At 67.1% G+C, this 14,658-nt stretch carries 14 protein-coding genes and 1 pseudogene; 6 read left to right on the top strand and 9 right to left on the bottom strand.

Annotated features, from left to right (window positions below):
- The first annotated feature begins 81 nt into the window (after nt 1-81).
- On the top strand, nt 82-819 hold the full coding sequence (locus ACZ1DY_RS09385; RefSeq protein ID WP_051171991.1) for a PIG-L deacetylase family protein: 738 nt from the start codon (nt 82-84) through the stop codon (nt 817-819).
- Between the two features lie 79 nt (nt 820-898).
- Here the strand turns inward: ACZ1DY_RS09385 and ACZ1DY_RS09380 are convergent.
- The 6 genes and pseudogenes from ACZ1DY_RS09380 to ACZ1DY_RS09355 form a co-directional block, all read right to left on the bottom strand.
- Nucleotides 899-1,657 (bottom strand): annotated as a pseudogene (locus ACZ1DY_RS09380) (cytochrome c oxidase assembly protein); the annotation flags it as partial.
- On the bottom strand, nt 1,657-2,217 hold the full coding sequence (locus ACZ1DY_RS09375; protein WP_043830831.1) for a DUF2243 domain-containing protein: 561 nt from the start codon (nt 2,215-2,217) through the stop codon (nt 1,657-1,659). The pseudogene ACZ1DY_RS09380 and the gene ACZ1DY_RS09375, both read right to left, overlap by 1 nt.
- Nucleotides 2,218-2,274: 57 nt before the next feature.
- A complete protein-coding gene (locus ACZ1DY_RS09370) occupies nt 2,275-2,667 on the bottom strand; it encodes a DUF302 domain-containing protein (protein WP_043830833.1) in 393 nt (130 codons plus the stop codon).
- Between the two features lie 28 nt (nt 2,668-2,695).
- Entirely contained in the window at nt 2,696-4,093 is a 1,398-nt protein-coding gene (locus tag ACZ1DY_RS09365; protein WP_043830835.1) for an MBL fold metallo-hydrolase, read from the bottom strand.
- Nucleotides 4,094-4,096: 3 nt separating this feature from the next.
- Entirely contained in the window at nt 4,097-4,417 is a 321-nt protein-coding gene (locus ACZ1DY_RS09360) for a rhodanese-like domain-containing protein (protein ID WP_200864274.1), read from the bottom strand.
- 26 nt (nt 4,418-4,443) lie between these two features.
- Nucleotides 4,444-5,226: a sulfite exporter TauE/SafE family protein gene (locus ACZ1DY_RS09355; protein WP_043830836.1), complete on the bottom strand. Its 783-nt coding sequence runs from the start codon at nt 5,224-5,226 to the stop codon at nt 4,444-4,446.
- Nucleotides 5,227-5,665: 439 nt separating this feature from the next.
- Here ACZ1DY_RS09355 and ACZ1DY_RS09350 point away from each other — a divergent pair, with 439 nt between their 5' ends.
- Together ACZ1DY_RS09350 and nicT are read left to right on the top strand one after the other, a co-directional pair.
- Nucleotides 5,666-7,828 carry an MMPL family transporter gene (locus ACZ1DY_RS09350; RefSeq protein WP_043830838.1) on the top strand — a complete coding sequence of 721 codons (2,163 nt, stop codon included), beginning with the start codon at nt 5,666-5,668 and terminating at the stop codon, nt 7,826-7,828.
- Between the two features lie 154 nt (nt 7,829-7,982).
- Nucleotides 7,983-9,122, top strand: a complete 1,140-nt coding sequence (nicT, locus tag ACZ1DY_RS09345) for a Nickel transporter NicT (RefSeq protein WP_081684794.1) — start codon at nt 7,983-7,985, stop codon at nt 9,120-9,122.
- A gap of 665 nt (nt 9,123-9,787) precedes the next feature.
- On the opposite strand, the gene ACZ1DY_RS09340 is transcribed toward nicT, so the two are convergent.
- Nucleotides 9,788-10,447: a cytochrome c oxidase assembly protein gene (locus ACZ1DY_RS09340; RefSeq protein ID WP_197684734.1), complete on the bottom strand. Its 660-nt coding sequence runs from the start codon at nt 10,445-10,447 to the stop codon at nt 9,788-9,790.
- Nucleotides 10,381-10,839, bottom strand: coding sequence for a DUF2243 domain-containing protein (locus tag ACZ1DY_RS09335; protein WP_228708117.1), 459 nt, complete (start codon nt 10,837-10,839; stop codon nt 10,381-10,383). Before ACZ1DY_RS09335 ends, ACZ1DY_RS09340 begins: the two co-directional genes overlap by 67 nt.
- Nucleotides 10,840-11,437: 598 nt before the next feature.
- On the opposite strand from ACZ1DY_RS09335, the gene ACZ1DY_RS09330 reads away from it, so the two are divergent.
- The 3 genes from ACZ1DY_RS09330 (at nt 11,438) to ACZ1DY_RS09320 (ending at nt 13,186) form a co-directional block, all read left to right on the top strand.
- Entirely contained in the window at nt 11,438-11,707 is a 270-nt protein-coding gene (locus ACZ1DY_RS09330) for a metal-sensitive transcriptional regulator (protein WP_043830840.1), read from the top strand.
- A 116-nt stretch (nt 11,708-11,823) separates the two neighbouring features.
- A complete protein-coding gene (locus ACZ1DY_RS09325; protein ID WP_245976527.1) occupies nt 11,824-12,480 on the top strand; it encodes a GAF and ANTAR domain-containing protein in 657 nt (218 codons plus the stop codon).
- A 274-nt stretch (nt 12,481-12,754) separates the two neighbouring features.
- A complete protein-coding gene (locus ACZ1DY_RS09320) occupies nt 12,755-13,186 on the top strand; it encodes a hypothetical protein (protein ID WP_137095936.1) in 432 nt (143 codons plus the stop codon).
- A gap of 123 nt (nt 13,187-13,309) precedes the next feature.
- On the opposite strand, the gene ACZ1DY_RS09315 is transcribed toward ACZ1DY_RS09320, so the two are convergent.
- Nucleotides 13,310-14,443, bottom strand: a complete 1,134-nt coding sequence (locus ACZ1DY_RS09315; RefSeq protein ID WP_043829840.1) for an IS701 family transposase — start codon at nt 14,441-14,443, stop codon at nt 13,310-13,312.
- Nucleotides 14,444-14,658 lie beyond the last annotated feature (215 nt).

Below are 14,658 nucleotides of genomic sequence, written 5' to 3'. Positions count from 1 at the left end.
CTCGCAGTGGCTGGCATTCCACGTATCGACCGCGCGGTCGTTCAGCTGGCGGCGACATACCCCCGGGCGTACAACGGTGGTATGGGACAGGATGCGCAAGCAAGAAGCAGGGAAGAGCAGGCCCGTGACCTGCTCGACGCGGCAGACACCGTGCTCGCGGTGGTCGCGCACCCGGACGACGAATCGTTCGGACTTGGCGCGGTGCTCGACCACTTGGCCACTGCGGGAACGTCGGTGACGGTGCTGTGTTTCACCCACGGTGAGGCCTCCACCCTGGGCGGAGAGCACGCCGATCTGGGCGCATTACGGGCCGACGAGCTGGACGCGGCGGCCACAGTACTCGGTGTCAAGCGCAGCGTCCTGCTGGACTACCCCGACGGAGGCCTGACCGACGTGTCCGTGGACGAACTCGCCGGTCACGTCGAGTCGCTGGCCGCCGAGGTGAGACCGACCTACCTGCTGGCGTTCGACACCACCGGCGTGACGTCCCACCCCGACCACGTCCGTGCCACCGAAGCTGCCCTGGCCACCGCCGACCATCTGGGTCTGCCCGTCCTCGGCTGGACGTTACCGGCCCAGGTCGCCGACCAGCTCAACCCGGAGTTCGGCAGCCCCCTGGTTGGCTCACCGCCTGACTTGGTCGACCTCACCCTGCCCGTCTCCCGGACACGCCACCATCAAGCCATCGCCTGCCACCGTAGCCAGTCCACCGACAATCCACTCCTGCACCGGCGCCTGGACCTGCTCGGTGACACCGAACACCTCCGCCTGCTCCGCCCACACCGGCCGGCCCCGCGCGCTCGCGCGGACGACCACTGAGGCCACGACTCAGGCTGGTGACCAAGCGGCCTGGGCCTGTCCGCGGTGGGGCGGGGTGCCGTTCGGGGCGCCAGGTGGCGACGAGGGCAGCGGCGAGGAGGAGTTCGGCGATGTCGCCGCCGTAGTACATGATCTCGGCGCCTCCCCGGACCTCGACGATCGGGGCGTGAATGTTGATCCAGAAGCCCCCGTACATCAACTGCGAGATCACGGCGTGCAGCGCGATGGCGCAGCCGAGGTAGACCAGCCGGGTGCGGACACCGGGCCGCGCGGGCGCGGGGTCGGGGCCGGCGATGGCGTAGGCGAACAGGTAGCCAGCGAAGAGGAAGTGGGCGTGCAGCAGCCAGTGACCGGTCGGCTGACTCGTCATCGCGGTGTAGAGCGGCGTGAAGTACAGCACCGCGAGGCTGCCGGTGGACAACATCAGGGCGGTTGCCGGGTGGGCCAGGAGATGGGCCGGGCGGCTGTGCAGGATGGCGGTCAGTTGGCGTCCGCGGAGCGTGGGCAGGGCCCGCAGCAGCACGGTGACAGGTGCACCAAGCACCAGGGCGAGTGGGGCATACATTCCAATGAGCAGGTGCTGCGCCATGTGGCCACGGAAGTCAGTGTGGGCCCATGCCGCGACCGGCGGCAGCAGCGCCACGGCCAGCAGGAAGAGCCCGGTGAGGAAACTGGCCGTGCGCCACCGGCTCCAGCCCTGCACCGGGTTGCTCACGCGGGCACGCCGTGCCAGGTAAAGATAGACCCCGGCACAGACGAGGAGCGTGAGCGTGACCAGCAGCAGCTGGATGGCACTGCTGGTTGCGCCATAATCAGGTGGATGCGGGTCGTGGCCCATCAGTCATGTCGTCCTGCCTGCCCACCGCTGACAGCGTGGGGGTCGACGGGTCGGCCACTGCGCTGGAGCAGGTAGCCGCCGACGAGCAGGAACGCGCCCATGACGAGGAAGCCGAGGTCCCACCACAGCTGATGAGGGCCGCCGTGAACGTGATGGATCCCCAGGATGTGGTGGTCCAGGACACCTTCGACGAGATTGAAGATGCCCCAGCCCGCCAGGATCCAGCCCCACAGCACGCGGGAAGTCCACACCTGGCGGCGGTTGTGGGTGACCCGGGAGTACAGGATAGCCAAGCCCAGCAGGACGGCGAGCCAGCACACGGTGTGGAAGACGCCATCCCAGACGGTGTTCATCTCCAGGCCCGACACCGTTTCGGGATCGTAGTACTCTACTCCGATATTGTCGGTGTTCGTGCTGGTCAGCATATGATGCCATTGCAGCAGCTGGTGCAACAGGATGCCGTCGACGAACCCGCCGAGCCCCACGCCCAGCACGATGCCCGGCAGTTGGAGGCCTGCCGGCGCCGCGCCTACGGGAGCCTGCCTCTCCGCACTCGTCATCGTGTTCCCTCTCTTGTGGACAACTGTCGCGTCCTTCCCGGCGCCCCTGCGCTACGGTCAGGCAGCGAGTGCCTGCAGGGCGGCGTGGATGCGTTGTCCGGCGTCGTCGGCGATGGACTGGAGCTCGTCGAGTTCGGGCACGGTGACCATGACCTGAGGGTCGAGGGCCTGCACCAGGGTCTGGTTGTCGCCAGCGGCGCGGACCACGACGTTGCAGGGCAGCAGCAGTCCGATTTGCCGGTCGATGTCGAGGGCGCGGTGCGCGAGCTGGGGATTGCACGCACCGAGGATGACGTACTGCTCCATGTCCGCGTCGAGCTTGTTCTTCAGGGTGGCCTGCACGTCGATCTCGGTGAGCGTGCCGAACCCCTGCTCCTGAAAGGCTTCCTTCACCGTCGGCACGGCCTGCTCATACGGCAGGTCAAGGGTAATAGTACGGGCGTAATCCATCGCAGTCCTCCATGAGAGAGCACTTGTGTCAGGTTGTGGTCGGGTAGCTCGCACGCTGCCACGCGGTCATACCGCCGGCGACGTTGATCACCGGGATGTCGCGTTCTCGCGCGAGCAGGCTGGCGGCGACCGACGAGCGGTAGCCGCTGCCGCACGTGACGGCGACAGGTTTGTCCGCGGGGACCTCGTCGAGCCGGTCGGGTAGTTCGGCGCCGGTGATGAACGTGGCGCCGGTGACGTGGCCGGCGGCCCACTCGGCGGGCTGACGCACGTCGAGCAGGGTGATCGCGTCCTCGTCAAGCCTGCGTTTCAGCTCGTCCACCGTGATCTGCGGGGTGCGGTCGAGCGACCGTGCCGAGGTGCGCCAAGCGCTCATGCCCCCGGCCAGCCACCCGACGGGCATGCGGTAGCCGATCCGAAGTAGCTGCCAGACCGTCTCCCACAGATCCCCAGGGCGGTCGAGCACGAGCAGGATCTCCGCGTCGGCGGGGAGCACGGTGCCGGCCCAGGTGGCGAAGGACGAGCCGAGGCCCACGTTGACGGCGCCGGGGATGTGGCCACCGCCGAAGGCTTCCGACGAGCGGGTGTCGAGCACGACGGCGCCACCGTCGAGGGCAGCGGCGACGTCATCGGGTGGTAACGGCGGCGGCTCGGTGAGTACGCCGAGGGGGTCGACGCCGGCCATGTTCTGGGTGCGCATACGCCGCCAGTACGGGGGCACGGCGGGGAGGTTGTCCAGCCGGATGCATTGCCGCACGAATTCGTCTTTCTCGGCGACCTCGGCCAGGGTCGCGTTCGTGCGTTTCTCGTATCCGAGTGTGGTCGACAGGCGGGACCCGATGTTGCCGCCGCACAGTGATCCGGCCACGTGTGTGGGGAACACTTCGACGTGGTCGGGCAGCGTGAGCAGCTTGGTCTGGATCGTGTCGCAGTAGACCTCGGCGTGGCGGCGGGCCTGCTCCTGGCCACCGAGCAGGTCGGGGCGGGCGAGGTCACCGACAAGCAGCGCCCCGCCGGAGAGCAACAATGCCGGGGTATCGGCGCTGGCGGAGCGATCGTAGACGAGCAGGCTGATGTGCTCGGGGGTGTGCCCGGGCGTGTGCATCACTTCGATGCCGACGTCGCCGAATTCGATCTGCTCGCCGTCGGCGATCGGCCGGTGTGCGTAACTCAGCTCGCCGGCGGCTGAACCCCATACCTGCGGCGGGTGCGCGGATCCGGCCAGTTCGCCTAACCCGGACAGGTAGTCGTTGTGCCCGTGGGAGTCACACGCGTAGGTGATTCGAAACCCCCGGTCGCGAGCCGTCTGTCGATAGACCTCCACATCGCGGCGGGGGTCGAACACCAGCGCCTGACCGGTCTTCTCGTCCCCGATCAGGTAGGAGGCGTGTCCGAGACTGTTGAGGTAGAACTGCTGGAACCACATGGTTCACGCCACCCTTCCCGGCTTGCCGTCAGGGGTGGTGAAGGGGAGTGCGGCCTCCTGCCATGCCTGCATCCCACCGTCGGTGTTCTCCGCGGAATAACCCTGTTGCCGCAGGAATTCGGCTGCCTGTCCACTGCGGTGACCGCTGCGGCACACGGTCACCACGGGCCGCGTGGTGTCGAGCTCGGTGAGCCGGGTGGGCACCTCGGCCATCGGAATGTGCCGGGCGCTCTCGATGCGGCCGGCCTGCCATTCCTCGGGCTCGCGCACGTCCACCAGCTGTACCTCGTTTCGTCGCCGGTAGAGCTCCTCGACCTGCATCATCCACTCCTTTCTTTCCGTCTGATTTCTCATGTCAGCGCGCTGGTGTTGATCAGGGCCTGAACCGCGACGAACACCGCGACCGCGATCACCAGGTAGGCGAACCAGCGGCGCAAACGGTCGGCGTCCACGCGGCCGGCAAGCCTGCCCGAGGCCACCGACGCCGCGAGGGCGGCGATCGTGAAGGCCGCGACCACGGGATAGTCCAGTTCGGTCACCGCGTCCCAGTGAGCCGCCAGTCCGGCGATCGAGTTGATCGTCACGATGAGCAGGGAGGTGGCAACCGCGGCCGGCATGTCCAGCCCGAGCATCAGGACCAGGGCGGGCACTACGAGGAAGCCGCCGCCGACGCCGAACAGGCCGGTCAAGAATCCGACGGCCGCACCCACACCCAGTGCCCGGGGCAGACACGAGCGCCAGTTCACCCTCCCACCAGAGACGGTGCACGCCCCGCGCGGTTCGGTCGGCCCGAGCAGCATCCGCACCGCCGCGGCCACCATCACGACGGCAAACGCCAGCAGCAGCACCTGCGCGGACACCAGCCGGCCCACGGCTGCTCCACCGAAGGCCGCTCCCGCGCCTGCCGCACCGAACACCCCCGCAATCGGCCACCGCACAATGCCCTGACGTAACCGGGGGACGACCCCACCCATCGCCGAAAGCCCCACCATCACCAACGACGCCGGGATCGCCTGGCGCACCGGCTCGCCCATCCCGTAGACCAGGGCGGGCACCGCCAAAATGGACCCACCCGCGCCGAGCAGACCCAGCGTCACGCCGATCACAAGCCCGAAACCCGCCGCGAGGATCACCCGAGCCCACCAGCGACCGGAACACGTGCTCCAGCTGTTCCGACGGGCGGCTGCATCCACGTCCTCCCTTCATCCTGCCCGACTACCCGTGGGGGTATCCGGCGAAACACCGCTCACCTACTGCTGCAACGCGCCCCTGCCGCTACTGGCGAACCGCAGCTCGGGCAGCGGTCTGACACGCAAGCGCAGGCCCTCCCCTTCACCCACGCCCGCACGACGATACCCCATGGGGTATTTTTTGGTAGTGTCGTTCGAGGAGATACCCACATGCGGAAGATCCGGCGGCTCGGGGATCCGCTTCCTCGACGGCGCCGACGTTGTTGCGACGGCGCAGCAGAACCTGGCACTCCAGGCGCCACCTGATCGAGCGTCCCCGGCACGGGGCCGCGGTGGCACATGCCCGACGACATACCCCTAGTCCATATCTGGAGGAAACCGGATGACCGCGTCAACCCGTACCGACAGCCACCCGCCGGACACCGCGGCGTTGTCCCTGCAGCGAAGCGGCCCGTTGGGCAGACTCGGCACGCGGATGGCCGCCCGGGCGTGGTGGGTGGTCGCGGCGTGGGTGCTCGTCGTCGGCGCGCTGGGTTCCCTCGCTCCGACAGTGTTCACCTCCCTGGCCGGCGCCGGGTGGCAGGCCAACGGATCCGAGTCGGTGCAGGTCCGTGAACTCGCCCAGCAGCACTTCGGCGGGAACGCATCCTCGGCCATCCAGGTCGTCGTGCAGTCCGACGACGCGCCGATCAGTGATCCAGCCGTGCAACAAATCCTCGGCCAGGCGGCGGATGTGCTCGCCCAGGACAACCGCATTGGGCAGCTCGTGCCGCCGAAACCGGGGATGACGATCAGCCCGGACGGCCGCACCGGCATTCTGCTCGCCGGAGCCAACGCGAACACCGATGACATGGTCCGCGCGGTCGATGATCTCAAGGCCGACTTGACTGGGCTGTCCACGTCGTCGGTGCACGTCTACCCGACCGGGGCCTCGGCACTGTGGAGCGACTTCAACGAAGCCAACCACGACGCGATGATTCAGGCCGAAATGGTGTCGTGGCCGGTCACCCTGGCGATCATGGTGCTCGCGTTCGGCTCGCTCGTGGCCGCAGGGCTGCCGTTGCTGCTGACCCTGGCCGGGCTCGGCGCCTCCGCCGGTGCGCTGGTGCTGCTCAACGAGATCACCCCGATCTCGGTGTGGGCGATGAACTTCGCCATGATGTTCGCCCTCGCCCTGGGCATCGACTACGCGCTCTTCCTCGTCGTTCGCTTCCGCGACGCTCTGCGCAAGCTGGCGGACGCGCGGGCCGCGGTGGCCGAAACCATGGACACCGCCGGCAAGGCCGTCCTGTTGTCCGGCATCACCGTGCTGGTCAGCCTCTCCGCCGTGCTGCTCGTCCCCGCACCGGCGGTGCGGACCATGGCCGTGGGCATCATGCTCGCCGTCGTCTTCGTCCTCGCCGCCACCCTCACCCTGCTCCCGGCCGTGCTGGGCAAGCTCGGCGGCCGGGTCAACTCCCTCGCCCTGCCCTGGGCCAAGCGCACCGAGGCCCACTCGCCACGGTTCTCCCGCTGGGGGCAGTTGCTGAGCCGTAAACCCTGGCCCTTCGCCCTCGGCGCGCTGCTGGTGTTGATCGCCCTGTCCCTGCCGGTGTTCGGGCTCAAGGTCGCGATGCCCTCCATCCAGGTCGTCCCGAACGATGCCCCGGTCCGGCAGGGCTACGAAGCCGTTCAAGACAGCTTCGGCGACGGCGCCCCCGGCATGCTGCAGATCATCACCCCCGCCGCCGACGCCCAGGCCACCGCCGCCCAGGCCGAGGACACCGACGGCATCGCGCTGGTCACCCCGCCGCAACCCGCCTCCGACGGCTCCGACTACGCCCTGGTCCAAGCCATGCCGACCGTCGATCCGTCCTCGCCCCAACTGGGCGACACACTCGACCGGCTGCGCGACACCCTGCCCGACGGCGCACTCGTCGGTGGCGCGCCGGCGGAGAACCTGGACCTGCAGACCGCACTGAACGACTACCTGCCGTTGGTCGTCGGGGTGATCCTGGCCCTCGGGTTCGTCCTACTCCTGGTCGCCCTGCAAGCCCCGGTCATCGCGCTGCTGGGTACCGTCGTCAGCCTGCTCTCCACCGGCGCCGCGTTCGGCGTGGCGAAGCTGATCTTCCAGGACGGTCACCTCGCCGGGCTCCTCGGCTTCACTCCACAGGGGTTCCTCGACGGCTGGGGGCCGGTGTTCTTCTTCGCGATGATCTTCGCCATCGCCATGGACTACACCGTGTTCCTGCTCGCCAGCGCCAAAGAACACTACGAACTCACCGGCAGCCCGCGGCGCGCCCTGATCGATGGCCTGGCCCACTCCGGACGCGTGATCTTCGCCGCCGCCGCCGTGATGGTCGCCGTGTTCTTCACCTTCGCCCTCGCCGACCCGCTACCCCCGAAGGAAATGGGCATCATCCTCGGCGTCGCGGTCCTGCTCGACGCCGCCCTCATCCGGCTCGTGCTCCTGCCGGTCCTGCTTCGCATCACCGGCCACTCCGCCTGGTGGTCACCGCGCTGGCTCCGTAAAGCACTGCCGACCATCACGTTCTCCCACTGACACGTCCCGAGGGGTGGTCGTGACCACTGCTGTCGCGACCACCCCTCGGACCCGAAACACATCACCCGTGGGACTCGGTGAGATGGCTCCGCGCGTGTGGCGCTGGTGTGGGTCACAGGCCGCATCGTCGACGACGAGAGGAGAAGATCAAGCCATGACCACACCCCCGCCAGCCCGGGCAGCCGCAATCCCGACGTCACAGGCACGACGCTCGATCGCCGGGATGGCCGGTTTCATCCTGGCCCTCAACGCGCTCGGCTGGGGAATGCTCCTTTTCGTTGTCATACCACAGCACCACACCCTCAACAGCTCACAGGTGTTCGGCATCGGGCTGGGTATCACCGCGTTTACACTCGGCGTCCGTCACGCCTTCGACGCCGACCACATCGCCGCCATCGACAACACCACGCGCAACCTGCTCGCTCAGGGACAACGCCCACTCTCCGTGGGATTCTGGTTCTCCCTCGGCCACTCCACAGTTGTGTTCGCGCTCTCCATAGCGTTAGCGATGGGCGTGCGGGCACTGGCCGGTGCAGTCCGGGACGAGGAATCGGCACTGCGTCACACGGCTAGTGCCCTCGGCTCGGCGGTATCAGGCACCTTCCTCTACGCCATCGCGATCATGAACCTTGTCGCGCTGGCCGGGATCATCAAGGTGTATCGGCAGATGCGCCACCGGGCGGCCACAGAAGCAGATCTGGACAACCAACTCAACAACCGCGGGTTCCTCAACCGACTCCTCAAAAGCACCACCAAGGCAGTCCGCAAACCCTGGCACATCTACCCAGTCGGAGTGCTCTTCGGCCTCGGATTCGACACCGCTACTGAAATCGGTCTACTCATACTCGCCGGCGGAGCCGCACTGTCCCTGCCCTGGTACGCCATCCTGGTACTACCCGCCCTCTTTACAGCAGGCATGACCATGTTCGACACAGCCGAGGGTGTCCTCATGAACGTCGCCTACAACTGGGCCCTCACCAAACCCCTTCGCCGAATGTTCTACAACATCATCGTCACGACACTGTCCGTCGGCAGCGCGTTCCTCATCGGCACGGTGCAACTGGCATCACTACTCACCGACACACTCCACCCCGATTCCGGCCCCATCACCACCATCGCCGAATTCGACCTCAACTACGTCGGATTCGCACTTGTTGGACTGTTCATCCTCGTCTTCGCCCTCGCACTGCTGACCTGGCACCTCGGCAACTTCGACACGAAACCGCCGAAACACGACATAGAGCCGACACACGACATAGACCAGAAAGCCACGATTCGCAAAGACACGACATGACACCGCCCGCGCTCTACGCGGACAGCCGACTCCTCCAGTACCCCCGCGCTCAGGGCTCCATGACAGCCGTTCTTTGACCCATGGGCCGGGGGACATTCACTTTACCGTGTTGCGGCAATGACTATTCCGTTTCAACCATCACGGACACACATAGGCTCAAGGAATGCGCCCCTCTCACGCTTTCCGGTCCATTGGAGTCAGGGCGAGTGAAGGGCAGGATCAGCGTCGACGCAGATCCTGACAGGGTGTCGCGGGTCCTTAAACATCGGTGACGAACGTGCAACTCGTACCGTTCGAGGGTCCTGTTCGACAGCGAGCCGAGCACCTCGGTGTGGCGCCCGGCTCCCTGTGGCCGCAGTGATCAACGGCGGCCGAACATTTTCCACCACTTCCGCTCGGATCCGCCCTGCTCTGGTTGACACTGACACCGCCGTGACGCGGGCACACCGGCGAGCACCTGCTCGACATGGCGCCCACACCCGGTGTAGGTGGCCTTCCCGCAGGTCGAACACACAGCACGTTGACACATCGTTGAACCTCCTATGGCGACCAGGTTTACTATAATACCCCAGGGGGTATCAGCCAATCAAAAATGGGGCCGTCATCGTCTCTCCCCCGGCCACTGTCGCTCGTTATCCCGCCCGCCGACGGGTGCCAAGGAAGGTTCAGAAGTCGCGCGAGGTGTGTGGGGGCGAGTCAGCTGTCAGCGGTGGTCGCCGCTGGCGGCGCTGGAGTCGGGCGTGGGCGCGACCGGTGGCGAGGTACCACTGGACAGCGAGGACGGCCGCGAGAGCGATCTCCACCAGGTCGCCGCCGTAGTACATCAGCTGCGCACCCGTGTGCAGGTCGACCGCACTGTAGGTGGTGGCGGGCGGGCGGGCGACGTACAGGGTCTTGGCAAGGATGGCGTGGCCGGCACCGGCGGCCAGCAGGGTGAGGCCCCGCCAGGCGAGGTTCCAGCGGTGGCGTAGCGGGTCGAGCTGGCAGATGGCGAAGGTGAACAGCAATCCGGCCAGCACGACGTGGACCTGGACTGCGGCGTGTATCAGCGGCTGGTGATGTGTCGCGGCCAGCAATGGGGTGCGGTAGAGCAGCCACAGGCCGCCGATGTCCAGCAGTGCGGCCAGGGGCGGGAAGACAAGCCACGTGACGGGCCGGGAGTGCGCCAGGGCCAGCAACACTCGCCGCGCACTCTGAGGAGGCAGGGCGCGCTGGGCCAGAGTGAGGGGACGGGCGAGGACCAGCAGCAACGGGGCGATCATGGCGACGACGAGGTGCTGGGCCATGTGGGCGGTGAACGGCCCGCCGGACAGCGGGAACAGCACCGCGGACGCTGTGCGTCTGCGCGAACGGCCAGGGCCGCGCCGACGGTCAGCAGGACGAGTCCGGCGCCGTTCCAGGCGAGGTCGTAGGGCAGGATGTCGACGCCGTAGCGGACCTGATGGATGCGCAGCAGCTTGTGGTCGACGATGCCGTCGAAGAGCTGGAACGCGCCTAACCCGAGGAACAGCCCGGCCCAGGCCTGCGGCGGGGCCAGAGTGTGGTGGCGCCGCAAATCCGCATACAACACGAAGCCGGCGACCAGCCCAAGCAGTTCGGCGGTATGCAACAGACCGTCCGAGAGCAACCCGACGGCACGCGTGGAGCGGTCGTAGAAGTGGTGCCAGGCCAGGATCTGGTGAAAGACGATCTCATCGAGCGCGGCCATCACCGCCACACCCAACAGCGCACACCGGCAGAGACCGCCGCGGCCGCTGGCGCCCAAGGATGCAGCAGGTCGAGTCGCACCGGCCGGGCCCCGGGCAACGACACGCCGCGATCCTGCCCGGCCGCCACTCCGACGTCGGACCACCGCCCCGCGAGGACACCTACAGCCGCTAGGCAGAGCGCGACAAGTCAAGGCACCGCTCTCACGCGGGCCCTACGCCCACCAGCCTTCTTCACCTCGGACTGTGCACGCTTTCGGGCGCGTCATCGAATGATCGACGCCCAACCTGTCGATCACGAGTTCGGCCTGCTGCCCATAGCCGAAACTGTTGACCAACAAGTGCAGGTTGCTGGATTTTCGTACGAGTTGGCCCGGTGGTGCGGTACGCACGTCTCACAGGTCTCGTTGCGGGCCAGCCTCGGCCACACTGGTCCACGCACACGATCGACAGTACGAATCGCCGAATTTCGTCCACCAGGCAGCCGCCGCCTGTCGCCTCAGCCCGAGACTCCACCGGCGCCGTCAGGAAGCGAAGCGAACTCCCCCCACTGGCGATACCTCACGGGGTATACTGGTGCCAGGTCGGGATTACTTTAGGAGGGTTCGTATGACTGGGGACGAAGAAACCATCACGCAGGTACTCAATCGGCTCCGCCGTGCGCAAGGGCAACTCGCGGGTGTAATTACCATGATCGAAGCTGGCCGAGGCTGCAAAGACGTCGTCACTCAGCTCGCCGCCGTCTCACGCGCCCTCGACCGTGCCGGATTCAAGATCGTAGCCACCGGCATGCGCCAATGCCTCACCGGCAACGATGACAACAACCAGGAACCCCTGACCGAGGCCGAACTCGAGAAGTTGTTCCTCGCCCTCGCCTGAACCCCTGATACGCCGGTGGACACGAGCTTGGGAGCGTGGCGGTTAACTACCACGGCCCCGACTCCCGACCGCGCCGCATCTGGCCGTGACGTCTATATCCGGACAGAATGGGGCAGGTGGGCGATGAACGATCATCCCGGCAGGCTGCCAACAGTGAGGCGCTGGGGCAGGTAGCGCACGCTCTCAGCGAGGTGGCCCGGTCACTGACCGCGGAACCGGATCTGCACCAGACCATGAAAGGGATCGTGACTGCCGCGGTGGCAACGATCCCTGGCGCGGAGTACGCCGGGGTGTCGCTGCTGGAGGCCGGGCAGCTGCGCACCGTCGCGCCGTCTGACGATCTCGTGGCCCGCTTGGACGAGCTGCAGCATGAGCTGGGCGAAGGCCCATGCGTGGACGCCATCGCCGAGCACCACACCTACCGCACCGGCAACCTCGCCGACGACTCCCGCTGGCCCAAGTTCGCCGACACCGCGGCCAGCCTCGGTGTGGCGTCCGTGCTGGGGTTCCGATTGTTCGCCACCAGCACCACCCTGGGCGCGCTGAACCTGTACTCCTCACAGCGCGACGCGTTCGATGCCGATGCCGAGCACATCGGTGAACTGTTCGCCGCTCACGCCGCCGTCGCCCTGATCGGCTCCCAGGAACAGGCCCAGCTACGCACCGCGCTCGGGACCCGCGACGTGATCGCCACGGCCAAGGGCATCCTCATGCACCGCCACCGCCGCACGGACGCGCAAGCGTCCACGATGCTTCCGACGGCTGGCAACTGAGAACATTGCGCCTCACTCACCAGCAGGGGTGGCCATGGGTCGCGCAACTTCTGCACGTGTCGGCCTACGTGGCGCGCCACCTCGGAGCGCATTGCACGCGCCGAACCGGACGTCCAGGACGGGGGAAAGTTGCGGCAGAGGCGGGCGATTAGGCCTGCTGGCCATCTACTTCAGCTCAGGCATTCGGCAAGTCGTGATTCCGGTGATTACCAGTAAGGTCCGGCATTTCGGTGGTTTACGAGTTCATGAATAACCTCTTCATCAACGTGACGCGATGAGTGTCCTGATTGGACGAGCAGTGGAATCGTTCGACGATGCGCGAATGGCGCGAGCGCGGGCCGACGCTCGCGCGATCGGTTTGTCAGCCCCCGAACGTGACGTCGCCCTGGACGCAGATGCGCAGTGGAACCGTGCTGTCCCTGTCGTTGCGCAGCAGCCACGACTCGGTATCGTCGAGATCGATCGAAACTCGGACCTGCCGGCTGGCCGGATCGACGTAGAGCGCGACGACAAATCGGTGTTGCCGGTGCTGTTCATGATGATCTCCTCGGACGGCGGGCTGCCGTCATCACGGCCCGCGCGGACGCGGGCGGTGCCGTGCGGGTGGGGTGGTCCGGCCGTGTGGCCGGAGGCAAGCGCGGTGCCTGGTACTAGTACTGCAACGGCAGTTAAGGAAGTGGGTAGCCGCGGCGTTTGTAGTGGCTGAGGCGGGCTTGGTGTTGTCGTCGGCGGCGGAAGCGTGACCAGGACCAGATGTGTTCGGCGGCGTCGGCGACACGCAGGACCAGCTTGGTGAGCAGGCGCCGGATCTCCGGTAGTGTAAAGCTGATCATGTCTGGTTCGGCGATACCGATTCCCCTTTTATGGCAAGGGATTTGGCGACGGCGAGCCAGGCGTGGGCGAGCATCGACAGGGTGATGTGGGCGTACCACGCCCGCCAGGACCGGACCTGGTAGTGATCCAGTCCGGCTTCGTTCTTGGCCTGCTGGAAACACTCTTCGATCCGCCAGCGCGCCCCGGCGATCCAGGCCAGGTTCAGCAGGGTGGACCGGCGGGGCCCGTAGCAGATGTAGTAGGCGATCTCGGTCGGATCAGAGATCGAACGCCGGGCGAGCAGCCAGTGCCCGCGCCCGGCCTGCCAGCCAATCCGGACCGGCACCCGTGCCCAGTCGTACTCGCGCGGCCCGTGCGCGCCGGCACCGACCGACAACCGCCGCCACGCCCGGGCGGGCAGGTCCGCGATCAGCTCATCGGCCCGCTGTTCGGTGCCCTCGGCGGTGATCAGGGTGTCGTTGACCTTGGTGGCCAGCACGTACGCGGCGTCGTGTTCCTCCAGCCAGGCTCGCAGGTACTTGACCTGCCCGTAGGCCTCATCGGCGGTGACCCACGCGAACGGCACACCCGCCTCGAACGCCCGCGCCAGCATGCCCATCGCCTGCCGCGGCTTCGTGGCGAACTCGACCTCATCCGGAATCCCCGCCCGTTGGCACCGGTCCCGGTCGGCGATCCACGGCTCCGGCAGATACAGCGCCCGATCGATCAGCGCATGCCCATGATCACCGGCATAGGCGAGAAAGGTCCCGATCTGACAGTTCTCGATCCGCCCCGCCGTCCCGGAATACTGCCGCTGCACCCCGGCCGAGCGCACACCTTTCTTCAGGAACCCGGTGTCGTCCACGATCAGCACGCCGCCCGGCTCGCCGAGATGCTCGACCACGTAGTCCCGCACGTCGTCACGCACCCCGTCGATGTCCCAGTCCGCCCAGCGCAACAACCGCTGCATCCCATCCGGAGACACCTCACCGGACTGCTCCGCCAGTGTCCAGCCGTTCTTCCGCTCCAACCCCGCGACCAGCCCGGACACATACTCCCGAGCCCGGCCCCGCGGCTCCGACCGCCTGAACCGTCCCGCGATCCGATCATGAACCCGATCCAGCTGCCCCATCACCACATCGACCACCACAACGATGATCTACCACACGACGACCAACTGCCGTTGCAGTACTAGCGGTCGGCGTCTGGGTTGCGCTGTGCCTTGGTGATGTCGCGGTAGTCGGTGCTGCGGTAGCCGGTGTCGCGGTCGGTCGTGGGCGTCCAGCCCAGAGCGGCGAGCAGCGGCCGGATGCCGGCCCACCAGCCACCGGGGAACCGTCGGAAGACCCATTCCTCGGCGGTGTA

The organism is Amycolatopsis sp. PSD-21, from assembly GCF_055561455.1.
The sequence above is the reverse complement of the archived record's forward strand: the minus strand, read 5'-3'. Positions and strand labels throughout refer to the sequence as shown.